The 16,497-nt window shown below is 66.0% G+C and carries 19 protein-coding genes; 8 read left to right on the forward strand and 11 right to left on the reverse strand.

Annotated elements, in window-relative coordinates; translation table 11 throughout:
• Window positions 1-57 precede the first annotated feature (57 nt).
• From BEK68_RS05005 to BEK68_RS05020, 4 genes are all read right to left on the reverse strand, one after another.
• A complete protein-coding gene (locus tag BEK68_RS05005; protein WP_027692992.1) occupies window positions 58-1,929 on the reverse strand; it encodes a family 2A encapsulin nanocompartment cargo protein cysteine desulfurase in 1,872 nt (623 codons plus the stop codon).
• The gene (locus BEK68_RS05010) at window positions 1,904-2,842 is read right to left on the reverse strand and encodes a family 2A encapsulin nanocompartment shell protein (RefSeq protein ID WP_024542063.1); all 939 of its coding nucleotides are present in this window, start codon (window positions 2,840-2,842) and stop codon (window positions 1,904-1,906) included. The genes BEK68_RS05005 and BEK68_RS05010 overlap by 26 nt, the downstream gene beginning before the upstream one ends.
• A 90-nt stretch (window positions 2,843-2,932) precedes the next feature.
• The gene (gene epsC / locus BEK68_RS05015) at window positions 2,933-3,946 is read right to left on the reverse strand and encodes a serine O-acetyltransferase EpsC (RefSeq protein WP_024542064.1); all 1,014 of its coding nucleotides are present in this window, start codon (window positions 3,944-3,946) and stop codon (window positions 2,933-2,935) included.
• Window positions 3,947-3,994: 48 nt separating this feature from the next.
• Complete coding sequence (locus BEK68_RS05020; protein WP_024542065.1) at window positions 3,995-4,513, reverse strand: rhodanese-like domain-containing protein; 519 nt, start codon at window positions 4,511-4,513, stop codon at window positions 3,995-3,997.
• A 245-nt stretch (window positions 4,514-4,758) separates the two neighbouring features.
• On the opposite strand from BEK68_RS05020, the gene BEK68_RS05025 reads away from it, so the two are divergent.
• Both BEK68_RS05025 and BEK68_RS05030 read left to right on the forward strand, forming a co-directional pair.
• On the forward strand, window positions 4,759-6,177 hold the full coding sequence (locus BEK68_RS05025; RefSeq protein WP_024542066.1) for a PLP-dependent aminotransferase family protein: 1,419 nt from the start codon (window positions 4,759-4,761) through the stop codon (window positions 6,175-6,177).
• Window positions 6,178-6,250: 73 nt separating this feature from the next.
• Window positions 6,251-6,706 (forward strand): DUF3005 domain-containing protein, encoded by a 456-nt coding sequence (locus BEK68_RS05030; protein WP_024542067.1) that lies wholly within the window; start codon window positions 6,251-6,253, stop codon window positions 6,704-6,706.
• Between the two features lie 108 nt (window positions 6,707-6,814).
• Here the strand turns inward: BEK68_RS05030 and BEK68_RS05035 are convergent, their stop codons facing one another.
• From BEK68_RS05035 to BEK68_RS05045, 3 genes are read right to left on the reverse strand one after another with little or no spacing between them, the layout of a single operon-like run.
• Entirely contained in the window at window positions 6,815-7,594 is a 780-nt protein-coding gene (locus BEK68_RS05035) for an enoyl-CoA hydratase (RefSeq protein WP_024542068.1), read from the reverse strand.
• Window positions 7,591-8,025 carry a MarR family winged helix-turn-helix transcriptional regulator gene (locus tag BEK68_RS05040; RefSeq protein ID WP_004631496.1) on the reverse strand — a complete coding sequence of 145 codons (435 nt, stop codon included), beginning with the start codon at window positions 8,023-8,025 and terminating at the stop codon, window positions 7,591-7,593. The genes BEK68_RS05035 and BEK68_RS05040 overlap by 4 nt, the downstream gene beginning before the upstream one ends.
• On the reverse strand, window positions 8,022-8,909 hold the full coding sequence (locus BEK68_RS05045) for an alpha/beta hydrolase family protein (protein WP_024542069.1): 888 nt from the start codon (window positions 8,907-8,909) through the stop codon (window positions 8,022-8,024). The genes BEK68_RS05040 and BEK68_RS05045 overlap by 4 nt, the downstream gene beginning before the upstream one ends.
• 117 nt (window positions 8,910-9,026) lie before the next feature.
• Here BEK68_RS05045 and BEK68_RS05050 point away from each other — a divergent pair, with 117 nt between their 5' ends.
• Both BEK68_RS05050 and BEK68_RS05055 read left to right on the forward strand, forming a co-directional pair.
• Window positions 9,027-9,380 carry an ArsR/SmtB family transcription factor gene (locus tag BEK68_RS05050; RefSeq protein ID WP_024542070.1) on the forward strand — a complete coding sequence of 118 codons (354 nt, stop codon included), beginning with the start codon at window positions 9,027-9,029 and terminating at the stop codon, window positions 9,378-9,380.
• Window positions 9,367-10,326 carry an SRPBCC family protein gene (locus BEK68_RS05055; RefSeq protein ID WP_004631493.1) on the forward strand — a complete coding sequence of 320 codons (960 nt, stop codon included), beginning with the start codon at window positions 9,367-9,369 and terminating at the stop codon, window positions 10,324-10,326. The genes BEK68_RS05050 and BEK68_RS05055 overlap by 14 nt, the downstream gene beginning before the upstream one ends.
• Here BEK68_RS05055 and BEK68_RS26355 read toward each other — a convergent pair.
• Both BEK68_RS26355 and BEK68_RS05060 read right to left on the reverse strand, forming a co-directional pair.
• Window positions 10,316-10,441, reverse strand: a complete 126-nt coding sequence (locus tag BEK68_RS26355; RefSeq protein WP_004631492.1) for a hypothetical protein — start codon at window positions 10,439-10,441, stop codon at window positions 10,316-10,318. The two genes, BEK68_RS05055 and BEK68_RS26355, sit on opposite strands and share 11 nt — an antisense overlap.
• Window positions 10,438-10,821 carry a tautomerase family protein gene (locus BEK68_RS05060; RefSeq protein ID WP_024542071.1) on the reverse strand — a complete coding sequence of 128 codons (384 nt, stop codon included), beginning with the start codon at window positions 10,819-10,821 and terminating at the stop codon, window positions 10,438-10,440. The genes BEK68_RS26355 and BEK68_RS05060 overlap by 4 nt, the downstream gene beginning before the upstream one ends.
• A gap of 103 nt (window positions 10,822-10,924) precedes the next feature.
• Between BEK68_RS05060 and BEK68_RS05065 the strand changes: the two genes are divergently transcribed.
• Window positions 10,925-11,779, forward strand: coding sequence for a LysR family transcriptional regulator (locus BEK68_RS05065; RefSeq protein ID WP_024542072.1), 855 nt, complete (start codon window positions 10,925-10,927; stop codon window positions 11,777-11,779).
• A gap of 130 nt (window positions 11,780-11,909) precedes the next feature.
• Complete coding sequence (locus tag BEK68_RS05070; protein ID WP_024542073.1) at window positions 11,910-12,473, forward strand: alpha/beta hydrolase family protein; 564 nt, start codon at window positions 11,910-11,912, stop codon at window positions 12,471-12,473.
• 28 nt (window positions 12,474-12,501) lie between these two features.
• Here BEK68_RS05070 and BEK68_RS05075 read toward each other — a convergent pair whose 3' ends face one another.
• Window positions 12,502-13,623: a beta-ketoacyl-ACP synthase III gene (locus tag BEK68_RS05075; RefSeq protein ID WP_004631488.1), complete on the reverse strand. Its 1,122-nt coding sequence runs from the start codon at window positions 13,621-13,623 to the stop codon at window positions 12,502-12,504.
• A 192-nt stretch (window positions 13,624-13,815) separates the two neighbouring features.
• Between BEK68_RS05075 and copC the strand changes: the two genes are divergently transcribed.
• Window positions 13,816-14,187 (forward strand): copper homeostasis periplasmic binding protein CopC, encoded by a 372-nt coding sequence (copC, locus tag BEK68_RS05080; protein WP_024542074.1) that lies wholly within the window; start codon window positions 13,816-13,818, stop codon window positions 14,185-14,187.
• Window positions 14,188-14,191: 4 nt separating this feature from the next.
• Window positions 14,192-15,121 carry a copper homeostasis membrane protein CopD gene (gene copD, locus BEK68_RS05085; RefSeq protein ID WP_024542075.1) on the forward strand — a complete coding sequence of 310 codons (930 nt, stop codon included), beginning with the start codon at window positions 14,192-14,194 and terminating at the stop codon, window positions 15,119-15,121.
• Between the two features lie 82 nt (window positions 15,122-15,203).
• Here the strand turns inward: copD and BEK68_RS05090 are convergent, their stop codons facing one another.
• The gene (locus BEK68_RS05090; protein ID WP_024542076.1) at window positions 15,204-16,427 is read right to left on the reverse strand and encodes a M20/M25/M40 family metallo-hydrolase; all 1,224 of its coding nucleotides are present in this window, start codon (window positions 16,425-16,427) and stop codon (window positions 15,204-15,206) included.
• Window positions 16,428-16,497 lie beyond the last annotated feature (70 nt).

Below are 16,497 nucleotides of genomic sequence, written 5' to 3' on the forward strand. Positions count from 1 at the left end.
CCCGCCAGCCCGTGCATCGGACCAACAGGGCGTCTTTCTTCAACAGCCCAAAATGCCTTACCGCCGGGCCAGCGCCCCCACCACGCGCACGAGTTCATCCACCTCCTCGCACGTGTTGTAAAACGCCAGGGATGGCCGCACCGTGGCCTCCACCCCAAAGCGCCGCAGGATGGGCTGCGCACAGTGATGGCCGGAGCGCACGGCAATACCTTCGCGGTTGAGCGCCGCGCCCACTTCTTCGGTGCGGTACCCAGCCAGCGTGAACGACAGCACGCTCGCCTTGTTGGCAGCCGTACCGATCAGCCGCAAACCGGGAATGCGCGACAGCCCATGCGTGGCATACACCAGCAGGTCGTGCTCGTAGCGCGCGATGTGCTCCAGGCCGATACGCTCGACGTAATCAAGCGCAGCGCCCAGCCCCACCGCGTCGGCAATGTTGCCGGTGCCGGCCTCGAAGCGCGCGGGCGCGGGCTGGTACAGCGTCTTTTCGAACGTGACGTCGGCAATCATGTTGCCGCCGCCCTGCCACGGCGGCAGCGTGTCGAGCAGATCCTGCTTGCCGTAGACCACGCCAATGCCCGTCGGCCCGAAGACCTTGTGGCCGGAGAACACGTAAAAGTCCGCGTCCAGCGCCTGCACGTTCACACGCAAGTGTGAGACCGCCTGCGCGCCGTCCACCAGCACGCGCGCGCCGGCCGCATGCGCCAGTGCGATGATCTCCTGCACGGGCGTCACCGTCCCCAGCGCATTCGACACCTGCGTGACGGACACCAGCTTCGTCCGTGGATTGAGCAGCTTGCGGTATTCGTCCAGCAGAACCTGCCCGCTGTCGTCCACCGGAATCACGCGGATGCGCGCACCCACCTGCGCGGCCAGCTGCTGCCACGGCACGATGTTGGCGTGGTGCTCCAGGTGCGAGACGATGATCTCGTCCCCCGCGCCGATGTGCTGACGGCCAAACGTCTGGGCAACGAGGTTGATCGCCTCGGTGGCACCGCGCACGAAGATGATCTCGCTTGCCGACCGTGCACCGAGGAACCGCGCAACCTTGTTGCGGGCACCCTCGTACGCGTCCGTCGCACGCGCGGCCAGCTCATGCGCCGCGCGGTGGATGTTGGAGTTCTCGTGCGCGTAGAAATACGCCAGCCGATCGATCACCGCTTGCGGCTTGTGCGTGGTGGCAGCGTTGTCCAGCCAGATCAGCGGCCGGCCATTGACGCGCTCGGCCAGGATCGGAAAATCCCGCCGCACGGCATGCACATCGAAGGCGCCAACGCGATGCGGCTGGTGGCTCTGCTCGTCCCGCGTATTGCGCGGTGCCTCCAGCGTGGGTGCGGCTGCGCCGCCGGCTGGCGCGAGGAAGTAGAACTGCCCCGCCTGCGCAGCCCCACCCGGCTGCCGCAATGCATCCGGCCCCGCAGGCGGCGTGCCGGATGCGCCATCGATCAACCGTGCCAGCGCATCGGTGCCCGGCAGCTGAAACGGCTGCGCCGAAACACGATCCTCCGGCACACCCGCCTCCGACGCCGCCACACCCGCATGCGGCACAGCGGACTGATAGCCGCTCGCCTCACCCAGGAAGTAGTACGGCGAACTCGGTGCCGAGACGGAATGCGCCGGTACAGGTTGGCCATGACCGGATGCAGCCTGCGGCAACGCCGCCGCATACTGCGTCGGCACGCCCAGCACAGGCACCTGCGGAGCAATCGGTGCGGCATCCGCAACGGGCAACGCACTGAGTTGCGGCGACGTACCCGCCGGCGCCAGATCGATAGAGGGCTCCGGCTCATGACCGGGCAGTGCTGTGAAGAACGCGTTGGCAAGTTGCGCCAGCGCGGCCACGTCCGGCAAACCTGCCGGCACATCGCCCACCGCCGGCGCCAGGCCGCTCACGCCGGGCGCATTACTTGTAGGTGTCGGGGTAGTCATGGTACTTGCCAATCTCCACGTCTTCGAGCACCGCCAGCGCGTCTTCGGTCAGCACGGCCAGCGAGCAATACAGCGAAATCAGATATGAAGCGATGGCGTTCCGGTTGATGCCCATGAAGCGCACCGACAGACCCGGACTCTGCTCGCCCGCCACGCCCGGCTGATACAGACCCACCACGCCCTGGCGCTTGTCGCCCACGCGCAGCAGCAGAATCTTCGTGCGGCCGTTTTCGTCAATGGGCACCTTGTCCGACGGAATCAGCGGCAGGCCGCGCCATGTCAGGAACTGCGAGCCGAACAGGCTAACGGTGGGCGGCGGCACGCCACGGCGTGTGCATTCGCGGCCAAACGCGGCAATCGCTAGCGGATGCGCAAGGAAGAACGCCGGCTCTTTCCAGACCTTGGTGATCAGCTCGTCCAGATCGTCGGGCGTGGGCGCGCCGGTGAGCGTGGAGATGCGCTGCGTTTCATCCACGTTGGCCAGCAGGCCGTAGTCGGGGTTGTTGATCAGCTCGCTTTCCTGACGCTCCTTGATGGTCTCGATGGTCAGGCGCAGCTGCTGCTGGATCTGGTCGTGCGGGCTGCTGTACAGATCCGAGACACGCGTATGCACGTCCAGCACCGTCGTCACCGCGTTGAGGAAGTACTCGCGCGGATGTTCGTCGTAGTCGACAAAGGTCTGCGGCAGCTCTGCCTCGTCGCGCTGCGAGCAGGCAACACGCACATCGCGCGGATTCTTCACGCGGTTCAGGCGGAAGATGCCGGCCTCCACCGGCTGCCACTGCAGCAGGTGCACCAGCCAGCGCGGGCTGAGGGTGGACAACTGCGGAACAGTCTTGGTCGCGTTCGCCAATTGGCGTGCGGCACTGTCGCCTAGCGCGGTGCGCACGTCCTGGGTATCTGCTTCTGCCATGCAATGACTCCCAACTTCATTTGAAAAAATGCCCCCGTTTCTCTGGCGGGTGCGGTGGATAAAACCGGTGGGAAAGGCACGTCGGGCGAATCAGCGCGCGGGGTGTGCCTCGCTGTCGCTGTGCATATAAGGCGGAGGGTCCTGAACGGCGTCCCGAATTCCGTCCTGCACGCCGCTCTGCACGTTTGCCTGGGTGACGCTGCTGCCGGGCGGCACGCTGCGCGTGAGCCACACGTTGCCGCCAATGGACGAGCCGCGTCCGATGGTGATACGCCCGAGGATGGTCGCGCCGGCGTAGATGACGACGTCGTCTTCCACCACTGGGTGGCGCGCAACGCCCTTCTCAAGATGGCCATCGGCATCGGCAGAAAAGCGCTTGGCACCGAGCGTCACCGCCTGGTAGATCCGAACGCGCTCGCCAATCACGGCGGTCTCACCAATCACCACGCCCGTACCGTGGTCGATGAAGAAGCCGCTGCCGATCTGGGCGCCGGGGTGGATGTCGATGCCGGTGTCGGCATGCGCGGTCTCGGCCACCATGCGCGCAAGCAGAGGCAACCCGGCGCGGTACAGGTGATGCGCAATGCGGTGATGGATGACGGCGAGGATGCCGGGGTAGCACAGCAGCACCTCGTCGACGCTGCGCGCTGCCGGATCACCGTGGTAGGCGGCCAGCACGTCGGTATCGAGTAGGCGACGCAGCGCGGGGAGTGCCGCCGCGAAGTCGCGCACGAGTTGCACCGCCTCGGCATCGGGATCGCGATCCACGGCGCGCGCCTGGCGCACCGTGTGACGCAGCTCCAGCCGCACCTGCGCCACCAGCGCATTGAGTGCCGAATCGAGCGTATGGCCGACATAGAAGTCTTCGCTTTCCTCACGCAAGTCTGTGGGGCCGAGCCGCATGGGGAAGAGGGCCCCGCGCAGCGCCTCCAGGATCTGCCGCACCGCCTCGCGCGAGGGCAACTCGCGGCCCGTGACTTCGGTACGGCCGTTGCGGGCGCGCCAATCAGCCCGGGCCGCACGCAGCTCGCTGACGATGCGGTCCAGTTGCCAGCCTGGGTCGTGCGCGGGCGCAGGCCTGCCCGCGATGACGCTATCGCTCATCGTCGCTCCCCTGTTCTGTTGGTTTGGTTGTTAGCGGTGCGGCGGCGCTCAGTCCTGCTGCCAGGGCAGGCCCCAGCGGCGCCAGCCGCCGGCTTCGCCGCGCTGCTGCTGTTCGTCCAGATCGCCCTCAAAGCCTTCCAGCACGTTGAACACGTTCTGGAATCCGGCAGCGGCGGCGGCTTCCGCTGCGGCTGCAGAGCGTTTGCCACTGCGGCACAGCAGCAGCACCACGGCGCTCTTGGGCGCGGCTTTCTCCAGCTCGCGCAGGAAGCGCGGGTTCTTGATCATGGCGGGCCCGGTCTGCCACGCCGCGTGCGGGGTATCCGGCACACGACCCACGAACTTCCGTTCTTCTGCGGTACGCACGTCCACGAGTACGGCGTCGCCACGGCTGACCAGCGCCCAGACTTCGGCCGGTGTCAGCCCGCCCGCATAGCGCAGTCCCTGCGCGCTGGCGTGGCTGCGTGCGCGCTCCAGCAGCGTTGACGAGGGTGTAGACAGCACGCTGTCGAGCACGGCCTGCACAGCCGGATCGCGTGGCGCAGTTTGAACGGTGGTGGCAGACATCGAACCTCCGACTTAGTGATCGCAACGAGCGCGCAATGGGTGACGGACAAGCCCACTCTAGCCGTGGGTGATATTCGATAAAACGAATAAAACCGCCCTTCGATCCACGGTCATCGCATAACGCCGGCCTGCATGACGCGCCGTACCGAAGCGCGTCCGTTGGTGCGCCGGGTCATTACAATGCGAACAGTCCCGAACAGTTGTACGTGACTGTTCCGAATCATCTGCCCGGAGGGCTACCGCCCATGAAACTCCAGATCGATCCCGCCACCCGCGTCCCCATCTCCGACCAGATCGTGGCCGGCGTGCAGGCGTGGATCGGCGGCAATGACGTGCGCCCCGGCGCCAAGCTGCCGTCTATCCGGCAACTGGCGGCCGACTACGGCATCAGCCGCTTCCCCGTGATCGAGGCATATGACCGGCTGGTCTCGCTGGGGCTGCTGGACTCGCGCCACGGCTCGGGCTTCTACGTGGCCGAGAGCAACCTGACCGGGCGCGACGGACGCGGCTGGTCAGACCCGCGCCGGGCCGAGGCCGAGTCCAAACACATCTTCGAGCAGTTCAGCTACCCCGACGGCATGCTCAAGCTCGGCGGCGGGTTCGTGCCGGCCGACTGGCGCGATGTCGACGGCCTGACGCAGGCCATCCGCCAGGTGTCGCGCACCGACACGCACGCGGTGATCGACTATTCCTCGCCACTTGGCAACACCGCGCTACGGCATCAGGTCATGATGCGTGCGCGGCAGCTCGGCATCCAGGCCGAACAGCCCAATGTGCTCATCACCGCCGGCACGAGCCAGGCAATCGACCTGGTGATGCGGCACCTGCTGAAACCCGGCGACACGGTCTTTGTGGAAGACCCGGGCTATTACACCGTGTTTGGGCTGCTGCGGTTGCACGGCGTGAAGCTGGTCGGTATTCCGCGCCGCAGCGACGGGCCTGACGTGGAAGTGACGGAAGCGATGCTGCGCGAGCACCGGCCCAAGCTGTTCTTCATCAATAGCGTGCTGCAGAACCCCACCGGCTCGGTCGTGTCGCCACCGGTCGCGTTCCGGCTGCTTGAACTGGCGCGGCGCCACGGTTTCACGTTTCTGGAAGACGACATCTTTGCCGACCTGCAGACCGATCCGACCGCGCGCCTGGCGACGCTGGATCAACTCGATCACGTGATCTACGTGGGCGGATTTTCCAAGACGGTGTCGGCGTCGCTGCCGGTGGGTTACCTAATTGCCAAGCGCGAGCTGGTGCATGACCTGACCAACGTGAAGATGCTCACCAGCGTGGGGGGCTCGCGCTTTGCCGAGGCCGTGGTGAGTACGCTGCTGGAGCGCGGCGCCTATCGCAAATATGTGGAGCGGCTGCGCCAGCGCGCGGGTGACTCCGTCATCGCGTCGCTCGATGTGCTGGCCGATGCGGGCTGGGAGGTGTTTCACCATCCGTCAGGCGGCAACTTCCTGTGGGCGCGTGTGCCGCATGTGGAGGATTCGCGCGATCTGGCGGCCACCGCAGAAAAGCATGGTGTGACGCTGGCGCCCGGGCATTACTTCCGCCCGAACCTGGAGGTATCGCCGTGGGTGCGCATCAATAGCGCCTATGCGACGGAGCCGCGTGCGGTGGCCTTCCTGCAAGAAGCCGGGCGCCGGCCGGGCCGCAAGCGCGCCTGACGCACGAGGCCGGGCACGCGCGTTGCGGCGCTGTTGAGGTTAATGCCGCATGCAGCGGCGCAGGAGCCCGATCATGCACAACGCCGAGCACAACCAAGCGCAGCCTCAGCCCGAAGAGCCCGTCACCCGCCAACCCGAAGGCGCCAAGCTGACGAAACCGCCGCCCGACTCGCCCCGCAACGACCCGCTTGCGCGCGCCTCCCACCGCATCCGCTCCGTCGACGCGGCGGGTGCCGAGGCGACTGACAACACCGTCGACACAGACGGGAAGGGCCTGGAGGCTGCGAAGAGCCCATCACAGTGGCAAGACAACGTGATCTACTCCAACGCCTCGCTCGACAACAGCCGCCCCGAGCCCGATCCGGCAGCACCCATCGCCGGGGTAGACAGCCGGCCAAGCCAAGGGCGCCCCACCATCGCTGTGCAGCCTGGCCAGCGCGTCGTCATGCGGGGCGTGGTAGACGAAACGGCACGCAACGGTACGCGCGCTGCGCAGCGGTTTTCCGTGGAAGAGGATGAGCAGCCGTAGCATGGCGCGTTGACCCGCCCTTCCCTCGGAGAGGTAGCCCAACCCGCGCTCAGGTAGTTGAATCGCCACCGCGCGGGCTGAAGGTGCGCGGGAAGGCCACCGGCGCGCTCAGTGCGCCACGGCGTTGAAATTGGGCGGCCGTCGATCGACGAACGCCCGGAAGGCTTCATGCGCCTCCGGAGACTTCAGCCGCTGCGCAAAGCAGGCGCTCTCCGCATCCATCTGCTGTTTGAGCAGTTCGGCGTCGCGCATCAGGCGCTTGGTTTCGGTCAGGGCGCCGAGCGGCTGGCGCGCCAGTCGGGCAGCAACGGCTTGCGCCTCCGTGCCGAGCTGGTACAGCGGCACCACGCGATTCGCCAACCCCCACGCGAGCGCCGATTCGGCGCTTACCGCATCGCCCAGCGCGAACATCTCGAACGCGCGCACGTGACCCAGGCGCGCGGGCATCAGCAGGCTCGATGCCGCTTCCGGCACCAGCGCCAGATTGACGAACGGCGTGGAAAGCTGCGCGTTGTCGGCCAACAGCACGAAATCGCAATGCAGGAGCATGGTCGTGCCAATGCCGACCGCGCGGCCTTGCACGGCCGCCACCAGCGGGCGCGTGGCACGCGCGAGCGCATGCAGGAAGCGGATGACGTTGCGCTCGCCATCGCCCTTGTCGCCCGTCATGGCGATCGATGCGAATTCGCCGATGTCGTTGCCGGCGGAGAACATGTCGCCTTCTGCGCGCAGCAACACCACGCGCACAGTGTTGTCGCGCTCGGCGGCGGTCAGCGCATCGGCCAGCGCGCCGTACATCGCATCGGTCATGGCGTTCTTCTTGTCGGCGCGCGCCAGGGTGAGCGTCAGCACGCCGTCGGCGTTGTGGCTCTGGATGTGTTCACTCATTGCTCGTCTCCGTTGGGGAACTTGGTTTGCAGGCTGGCCAGCCAGCGTGCGACAACGTCAATTTCGGCGTCGGTAAAACCTTCGGTCAGCCGCGCGTTCAGTTCGGCCAGGCCGTTGCGTGTTGCTGCCAAGGCTTCGCGGCCGGCGGGCGTGATCCAGAGTTGCCAGGCGCGGCCATCCTTGGCGTCAGCGCGGCGCTCGATGAGGCCGGCGTCGGTGGTTCGATCGACCAGGCCGCTCATGGCGGAGGGGCCGAGGTCCAGCGCGGCGCCAGCTTCGCGCATCAACGCGCCGTCGTTCTTCTCCAGGAAGAACAGCAGGCCGGACTGCGCGGCGGTCACGCCCTCGCCGGTACGCGATTGAATCCAGCGCTGCAAGCGGCGTTGCCCAACGCTGATCAGATACACAAGGCGGCGGTCGGGCGCAGTCATGCAGCCTCCGCTTCGTTGCGTGGGGCGGCGGCACGCTCGCGCAGCCAATCCACCAGACCTGGCCACAGCGTGGTGGCGAACTGCGAGCGGAAGAAGCCCAGGTGCCCCACCGCGCCGCCGGCCTGCGCAGGCGCGATCTGCCGGCGCTCGACCCACGTGTTCGTGAAGTGCATCGTCAACGCATTGATGGCGGCGGGCGTGGCCCACGGGTCGTCGTCAAAGCCATAGACGAGCACCGGATGCGTCACACGGTTGAAGCGCTCGATGGCGCCGAGCGTCGGATCATCGAAGAAGTAGCGCTGCATGCCGGCCCACGCGCCCCATTCGATGGCAACGCCGCCCGGCAGGTCTTCGCCCAGGCCCATCCGCTTGCCGGGCACGTAGCCGATCAGCCGCGCCATCAAGGGGCCAACGCCGCGCAGGATCAGCTCCACGCGCAAGCGTTCGCCGCGTTGGCGGATGAAGCGCGAGTTGCCCGTGTGGCAGGCCACTTGCACAACGCCCGCGACATCCCAGTCTGCGCAGCACAGGCCGATGGCGTGGCCGCCCACCGAGTGCCCGACCGCCAGGTGCGGCAACTCCGGATAGCGCGCCCTTGCCCACCGCATCACACCTTCGGCGTCGAGCAGCGCCCAGTCGCGCATGCGGGCAGCAAAGCGGCGCAGGCTCTTGGGCCGGGATGCGCCGATGCCACGGTAGTCGTACGTGATGGTGTGGAAACCGCGTTCGGCCAGAAATTTGGCAAAGGCTTGATAGATGCGCTGCGGCACGCCCGTGGCCGGGTGCATGACCACCACGCCCTGCGGCGTGCCGGCGGCCGTCCAGAGCATGGCGCCCAGCGGGTAACCGTCGGTGGCGGGAATGGTGTGCGGTGTGCTGTTCATTGCGGCGATTTAGTTCGCATGCGAAGTTTTTTACTTTGTATGCGAAGTAAATTGGCCTGTCAACGACAGAAAGATAAAGTACTTGCTTAACTATTCAGAGTCGCTATAGTTAACCACATGCTTAACCATGACACCTCTCTCGATCTCGCCTTCCAGGCACTGGCCGACGGCAACCGGCGCGCGATGCTGGTGCAGCTCGTGCGCGGGCCGGCGTCGGTGAGCGAACTTGCCCAACCCCTCGATATCTCGCTGCCTGCGGTGATGCAGCACCTGTCGGTGCTGGAGAACTCCGGTCTCGTGCGATCGGAAAAAGTGGGCCGCGTGCGGACTTGCCGTATCGAACCCGGGGCGCTGAGCCTCGCAGAGCAGTGGATCAACCAACGACGCCTGGAGTGGGAACAGCACTTCGACCGCCTCGGCGCCTATCTGGAAACACTCAAGACCCAAGGAGACTTGCATGACGACCATTGACAGCCCCGCCGGCACGACCCTGCGCCCCCTCGTGATCTCGCGCACGTTTCCCGTTTCGCGCGACTGGGTCTTCAAGGCCTGGAGCACCGCCGACCACATCAAGCGCTGGTTCTGCCCGACGCACTACACGGTGCCCGACGCGACGGTGGAGTTTCGCGTGGGCGGCAAGTTCGATGTGTGCATGCGCTCGCCCGAGGGGCAAGACCACTGGTCGCGCGGCCACTTTCTGGAGATCGTGCCCAACGCGCGCCTCGTCATCGACATGAACGTAGTGGATGGCGACAACCGCCCGCTGATGAACGCCCACACCGTCGTCACCTTTGCCGAGGAAACAGGCGGCGGCACGCGCATGGAAGTCACCCAGACCCACACACCGCTCGCGCCGATTGCCGAGATGATGATCAAGGGCGCGCCCGAAGGCTGGAAGCAGACGCTGGACAAACTGGAGCGCGAAGCCGCAAGCATGCCGCTGGCCGAAGGCATTCAGCGCTCCGTCGTGCATGCCACCTTTACGGTGGAACGCACGTACGACGCACCGCGCTCGCGCGTGTTCAAGGCGCTGACCGACCCGGCCGCCAAGGCGAAGTGGTTTGCCGGCGGCAATGGCTATACCTTGCTCGTGCGCGAAATGGACGCCACGCCCGGCGGCCGCGAAGTCGTCAAGGGCCGGTGGGACAGCGGTGTCGTGTCCAGCTTTGAAGCGCTGTATCACGACGTCATCCCGAACGAACGCGTCGTCTATTCGTATGTGATGCACCTGGACGACCGCAAGATCTCCGCCTCGCTCGCCACGCTGGAATTGCGCGAGCCCAAGGACGGCTCCGGCGGCACGCACCTCGTCATGACCGAGCAAGGCGCCTTCCTGGATGGCTACGACGACTCCGGATCGCGCGAGCGCGGCACGCAGTTCCTGCTCGACATGCTGGGCAATTCGCTCAAGGACTGAGCCTTTGCAAGACGTCGCGCGCGACGACCGCCAACGTGACCGCCGCGCCGACGATCAACACTGCCGCCCACAGCACGCCGCCCAGGTGCGCCAGAAGCGCCTGGCGCGGCGTCATTGCGCGTACTGCGCGAGACCGTTTCCGAACGACCAGTTCTCGGGCAGCACCTCCACCAAGTTGATGAATACGTCTTCGGGCCGTACGCCGGGCTTGTCGCCCAGCAACTCGACGATACGGCGATAGAGCGCCTGCTTCTGCTCAAGGTTGCGCGTGTTGTTGGCGGTGATCTGGATGATCACCACGTCGTCGCTACGCGCAAGGCCGAAGTACGTCGGGCTGACGCTGAAGGTGCTGGCGTCGTGCTCGGTGAGCGTCATGAAGCGATCGTCTTCCGGCACGTTGAACGTCTCGCGCATGGCGCGATAGACGCCGTCGAAAATGGCCTGGTGATAAGCGGCAGGCTTGCCGCGCCGCAGCGACACTTGAACGAGAGGCATGGCGGACTCCGTGATTTGCAGTCACGACAGAATGCCTCACGTTGATCATTGAAAAAAGACATCCTAAGATATTTCAATCATTCGATTTCAAAATGATTTGACCATGAGGATGCTCGATCTGGAGGCCGTCCAGGCCTTTGTGCTGACCGCCGATCTGAAGAGCTTCACGCGCGCGGCAGAGGCCATGGACTCCACGCAATCTGCCGTGAGCCTGAAGATCAAGCGGCTGGAAGATGCGCTGGGCCGCCGGCTTCTGGAACGCACGCCGCGCCTGGTGCGGTTGTCTCAGGACGGGGCGGCGTTCCTTGCGGCGGCGCGCGAACTGGTGGCCGCGCACGAAGGGGCGCTGGGCGCGTTTGGCGTGGAACGGCGGCGCTTGTCGGTCGGGATGAGCCACCACATCGTCGGCGCGGAACTGCCACGGCTGCTGCGGCAGATGGGTCGCGCCGAGCCCGCCCTGACGCTGGAGATCCGCATAGCCAGTTCCTGGGAAATCCTGGAGATGTTTGAAAGCGGCGCGTTGGATGCCGCCATCGTGCTGCGCCACGACAACCGGCGCACCGACGGCGAAGTGCTGATGGACGAACCCTTTGGCTGGATGGCCGCACCCGACTTCGAGCACCGCGCGGGCGAACCCGTCCGCCTGGCCAATCAGACCGAAACGTGCCGCATACGACAGATGGCAACGACAGCATTGGACGCCGCCGGCATCGCCTGGCAAGAGGTGTTCGTGGGGGGCGGCGTGGCCACCATTGGCGCAGCGGTGGCGGCTGGCCTTGCGGTGGCGGCACTCAGCCGACGCGTGGCACCGGCCGGCACCATCGACGTGGGCGAAGTGCTCGGCCTGCCGCCGCTGCCGCCGCGCAGCGTGGTGCTGCACTCGCGGCTCGCCGATCCGGTCGCGAAGAAGGCGCTGCGGACGTTTGCCACCACCTTGCGGGCCACGGGCGGACGATAGCGGGACGCCCCTGCCGCACGCGCATTTTGCGCAATCGCTGCACCGCGCGACGCCTGCGGGGCGACTATGCTTTGCCGCATGAAGCCGCGCACTGAACACGATTACCACCGCCGCATCGCCCATCGGCGCCGTGGGCTTCTCGTTGGGCGGCTACACCGTGCTGGAACTGGCCGGCGCACGCACGGATGTCGCAGCCTTCATGGCGTTCTGCGGCTCGCCGCAGGCCGATGCGATCTGCCATCCACCCGAGATGGCCCGCGCGCAGATCGACCCGGCAGTTGACACAACGCGGTCACCGCAAACGGAAGCGTCGCTGGCCCGCTCCAGTGCGTCCTACCGCGATGCCCGCATCCAGGCCGTCTTTGCCATGGCGCCTGCAGTCGGCATGGCGATGGACGCCACGTCGCTTGGCAACATCAGCATCCCGGTCTCGCTGATGGCCGGAGACGCGGATATCACCGTGCCCGTCGACACCAACGTGCGACGTGTCGCCAGGCTGTTGCCCAAGGGGGATCTGCTGCTGGCGCCGGGCGCGACGCACTACACGTTCATGGATACGTGCCTGCCAGGTGCCGCACCCCATGTGCCGCTGCTGTGCAAGGACAACCCCGGCGTCGATCGCGATGCGGTGCATGCCCAGGCCGTGCGCCGGGCGGTGGACTTTTTCGCGGCGACGCTGCCCGGTCAGACCTGAGCGTCGCCCGCGATTCGATGCAGATCGATTACTGCTTCTGCACCGCCACGCTGCCGATCGAATAGCCCGCGCCAAACGAGCAGATCATGCCCAGGTCACCCGACTTCAGGTCGGCACGGTGGCGGTGGAACGCAATGATGGAACCCGCCGATGCCGTGTTGGCGAACTCGTCCAGAATGACCGGCGCCTCGTCGGCCGATGCATCGTGCCCAAGCAGGCGCTTGCCGATCAGCTGGTTCATCGCCAGGTTGGCCTGATGCAGCCAGAAGCGGCGCACGTCGGCCGGGGCATGGCCCAGTTGCTGCAGATGGCCGGCAATGTGCTCGGCGGCCATCGGGCAGACTTCCTTGAAGACCTTGCGGCCTTCCTGGCGGAAGAGCTGATCGCGGTCGTCCGGGTTGCGGTCTTCGCTGCGCGAGAGGTAGCCGGCGTTGTTGCGGATGTTGTTGGAAAAGCTCGTCGCGCATTTGGTGCCGAGCACACGCCAGGCGTCCGCAGAGCGCGTGTCTTCCGCGCGCTCGACCAGCACGGCCGTGCACACGTCGCCGAAGATGAAGTGGCAATCGCGGTCTTTCCAATCGAGGTGGCCGGAGGTGATTTCCGGGCTCACCACCAGCGCGGCGCGCGCCGTGCCGCTGCGCACGGCATTGATGGCCTGCTCCAGCCCAAAAGTGGCCGACGAGCACGCGACGTTCATGTCGAACGCGTAACCGCCCGCGCCAATGCCGTTCTGAATTTCCACGCCCAACGCCGGATACGGGCGCTGGAAGTTGGACGTCGCACAGAGCAGCATGTCGACGTCGGCGGCGTCGCGTCCGGCAGCGACCAATGCGTCGCGCGCGGCGGCCACGCCAATCTCGGCTTGCAGCGACAGCACATCGTCGGGGCGCGGCGTCAGGTGCGGGCGCATGCGCGTCGGGTCCAGCACGCCGGCCTTGTCGATCACGTAGCGCTGTCGAATACCCGAAGCCTTCTCAATGAACTCGGCCGACGACTCCGCCAGCGGCGTCAGCTCGCCCGCCGCAATCGCTGCGGCGTGCTGCGCGTTGTAGCGCTGGGTGTAGGCGTTGTAGGAGGCGACCAGCTCCTCGTTGGTGATGACCTCGGGCGCGACCCACAGGCCCGTGCCGCTGATGACGACGTCGTGCATACCCGGAATTTATGAATTTTTCGTGGCGGCGACGATAGCACATCGGCCGGCCAAATGCGGGTTGCAGGATGTGATCGTTTACATCTAGTTGGGCCTTGCGCTGCAGCGCACATGGGCAGGCGCACCCTTGAGCGAAAAACAATGCGTTACGCTAGTCGCCATCCCCGAACTTCGCAGGAAACCCGCACACCTATGCTCAGCCCTTTCCGAATTGCCCAAGCGTGTGTGGCCGTTGGCGCCGCCCTCACTACCTCGCTGGCGCTGGCCCATCCGAAACTGCTCTCGGCCAATCCCGCCGACAAGTCCGTTGGCCCCGCACCGGCCCAGATTGCGCTCCATTTCTCGGAAAAACTGGTTGCCCAGTTCTGCGACGCCACGCTGATCATGAACGCAGCCTCCGGCTCGACGAATGTCGCTGCCAAGGTCGCCACGAGCAGCGATGGGCGGACACTGACGGTATCGCCCACGCAGCAGCTCGCGCCTGGGGCGTACCGCGTTGACTGGCATGTCGTGGCCGCAGACACGCACCGCGTGACCCGCAACCTGACGTTCCAGGTGAAGTAACGCGATGCCCGAGGACTGGCTGGCGGTCATCCTGCGCTTTGCGCTGTACCTGGATTTGATGGTGCTCTTTGGCGTGCCGCTTTTCAGCCTTTACGCGCTTGGGCCAAGCGGCAAATCGCCGGCCATCCCGCGGTTGTACGGCACGGTGGCCGCAGCATCGGCATTGGCCGGCATCGTGCTGTCGATCTGGGACGTGGTGGCGATGGCCGAGTCGATGACCGGCGCCTCCCGCTACAGCCAGCTGAGCAGCCGTGTCTTCGACATGATCCTGACCGGCACCGCAGTCGGCGCGGCATGGCTGGTACGCATGGCGGTGCTTGCGGCCGGTCTTCTCGTGGGAATCCCATGGCGCCGAGATCCGCTCCGCCAGCGGGCCGTGCTTGCGGCGTCGGGCGCCATCGCGCTGGCCACGCTTGCATGGGCCGGGCACGGTGCCATGGACGACGCCTTGCGCGGCGCACTCCATCTTGCCGCCGACATTACGCATCTGCTGGCCGCTGGCATGTGGGTGGGTGCCCTGGTCGCATTCATGCTGCTGTCGTCTGCCCGACATGCAGACACGCCCGATACTGTGCAAACGCTCAGCCGTGCCGCCAGCGGCTTCGCGACCATCGGCACACGCATCGTGGGAGTGTTGATCGCCACGGGCGTCGTCAACTATGTGCTCGTTGCCGGCCTGACGCTCGATGCACTCTTCACGATGCCGTATGGGTGGTTGCTGCTCGGCAAGCTCACGCTGTTTGTGTTGATGCTCGCGCTGGCTGCGGGCAATCGCTATCGATTGAGCCCCCGGCTCGCGACTGCAATCCGCGCTGGCGATTGCGCAAGCGCGGCCAGGGCGCTGCACAACAGCCTGCGGGCGGAAGCCGGTCTTGCCATGCTGATCCTGGCGCTGGTGGCATGGCTCGGCATGCTGTCGCCGCTGCCTTCTTAGTGCCGGCGCAGGCAGCAAAAAAAAAACGGGTGACAGCACCGCTCTGTCACCCGCTCTTTGTTGCGTACCGCCGGCGCAGATCTTACTTGCCCACAGCAAGCTCCATGATCATGCGCGACAGCAGATAGAGACGCGGCACGACGCTCTCCACTTCCGCGTATTCCTCCGGCGTGTGGATGCCGCCCCCGACAATCCCGAAGCCGTCGAGCGTGGGCGTGCCGACACCCGCCGACAGGCTGGAATCGGCGGCGCCGCCGCTACCCTCGAGCGTGAGCATTCGGCCGATCTCGCCGTAGATAGCCTGTGCCTTGGCGGCGAGCTGGTCCGACGCTGCGTTACGCGGCATCGGGGGGAAGCTGCGCACCAGCGAGGTCTTCACTTCCGTCTCGGCGATCAGCTTGTTGGCCGACACGCGCGTCAGATCGCGCTCCACGCGGTCGAATTCTTCCGGCACTGCCACGCGCACGTCTGCGTAAGCCGTTGCATGGTCGGGGATGACGTTGGTCGCATCACCCGCCTTGAGCACCGTCACGTTGAACGTCGTCTGCTTGGCGCTGTCACCCAGCTTGCCGACTTGCAGCACCTGGTGCGCCAGTTCGTTGGCGGCGTTACGACCAGTTTCTGGCGCCACACCGGCGTGCGCGGCCTTGCCTTTGACGTCGATCTCCGCCGTGCCGCTGCCCTTGCGCCACACGACCAACCCATCGGCGGGCCGGCCGGGCTCCAGGTTGAGCGTCACGTCATGCTGCCTGGCCTCGCGCTCGATCAACGCGCGCGTGCCCTTGGAGCCGGTTTCCTCGTTCGTGTTGAGCAGCAGCGTGACTTGCCCGTATTGCTTGAAGTCGAGCTGCTGCAGGATCTTCATCGCATACAAACCCGCCACCACACCGCCCTTGTCATCCATCACGCCGGGGCCGTAGGCGCGCTTGTCCTTGATGTAAAAAGGCTTGGCGCGTGCGGTGCCGTCCTTGAAGACGGTGTCCATATGCGCCATCAGCAGAATGCGCGTTTTGCCCGTGCCCTTCCAGGTCGCGAGGATGTTGTTGCCCACCGCCGGCGCGGCGGACACTGTTTCCACCTGGGCGCCAGCCTTGCGCAGTTCGTCAGTGACGATGGTGCCAATCTGGCTGAGCCCCGCTTCGTTGCCCGTCCCCGAATCGATGTTTACCAAGCGCTCGAGCAGGTGCAGCGCGTCGCCACGGTAGCCCTCGGCGGCGGAGAGCACCTTGGGATTGGCATCGGCAGCGCAGGACAGGCCTGAGGCACACAGCAGCAGCGCAGCAACGGCAAGGCGGGACGGTTTCATGCGGGACCTTTGTAGCGAAGTGGCAAAACAGCCATTACACACAACATCAGTGCTGGCCGGGCAGCCATGT

This window comes from Ralstonia pickettii (assembly GCF_001699815.1).
Classification (GTDB): Bacteria; Pseudomonadota; Gammaproteobacteria; order Burkholderiales; family Burkholderiaceae; genus Ralstonia; species Ralstonia thomasii.

Coding starts and splice junctions, on each gene's coding strand:
- BEK68_RS05060 (WP_024542071.1), bottom strand. CDS start 10,821: ATGCCTCTCGTTCAAGTGTCGCTGCGGCGCGGCAAGCCTGCCGCTTAT.
- BEK68_RS05045 (WP_024542069.1), bottom strand. CDS start 8,909: ATGAACAGCACACCGCACACCATTCCCGCCACCGACGGTTACCCGCTG.
- BEK68_RS05005 (WP_027692992.1), bottom strand. CDS start 1,929: ATGACTACCCCGACACCTACAAGTAATGCGCCCGGCGTGAGCGGCCTG.
- BEK68_RS26355 (WP_004631492.1), bottom strand. CDS start 10,441: ATGACGCCGCGCCAGGCGCTTCTGGCGCACCTGGGCGGCGTGCTGTGG.
- BEK68_RS05025 (WP_024542066.1), top strand. CDS start 4,759: ATGAAACTCCAGATCGATCCCGCCACCCGCGTCCCCATCTCCGACCAG.
- BEK68_RS05090 (WP_024542076.1), bottom strand. CDS start 16,427: ATGAAACCGTCCCGCCTTGCCGTTGCTGCGCTGCTGCTGTGTGCCTCA.
- copC (WP_024542074.1), top strand. CDS start 13,816: ATGCTCAGCCCTTTCCGAATTGCCCAAGCGTGTGTGGCCGTTGGCGCC.
- BEK68_RS05040 (WP_004631496.1), bottom strand. CDS start 8,025: ATGACTGCGCCCGACCGCCGCCTTGTGTATCTGATCAGCGTTGGGCAA.
- copD (WP_024542075.1), top strand. CDS start 14,192: ATGCCCGAGGACTGGCTGGCGGTCATCCTGCGCTTTGCGCTGTACCTG.
- epsC (WP_024542064.1), bottom strand. CDS start 3,946: ATGAGCGATAGCGTCATCGCGGGCAGGCCTGCGCCCGCGCACGACCCA.
- BEK68_RS05020 (WP_024542065.1), bottom strand. CDS start 4,513: ATGTCTGCCACCACCGTTCAAACTGCGCCACGCGATCCGGCTGTGCAG.
- BEK68_RS05030 (WP_024542067.1), top strand. CDS start 6,251: ATGCACAACGCCGAGCACAACCAAGCGCAGCCTCAGCCCGAAGAGCCC.
- BEK68_RS05065 (WP_024542072.1), top strand. CDS start 10,925: ATGAGGATGCTCGATCTGGAGGCCGTCCAGGCCTTTGTGCTGACCGCC.
- BEK68_RS05035 (WP_024542068.1), bottom strand. CDS start 7,594: ATGAGTGAACACATCCAGAGCCACAACGCCGACGGCGTGCTGACGCTC.
- BEK68_RS05075 (WP_004631488.1), bottom strand. CDS start 13,623: ATGCACGACGTCGTCATCAGCGGCACGGGCCTGTGGGTCGCGCCCGAG.
- BEK68_RS05050 (WP_024542070.1), top strand. CDS start 9,027: ATGCTTAACCATGACACCTCTCTCGATCTCGCCTTCCAGGCACTGGCC.
- BEK68_RS05010 (WP_024542063.1), bottom strand. CDS start 2,842: ATGGCAGAAGCAGATACCCAGGACGTGCGCACCGCGCTAGGCGACAGT.
- BEK68_RS05055 (WP_004631493.1), top strand. CDS start 9,367: ATGACGACCATTGACAGCCCCGCCGGCACGACCCTGCGCCCCCTCGTG.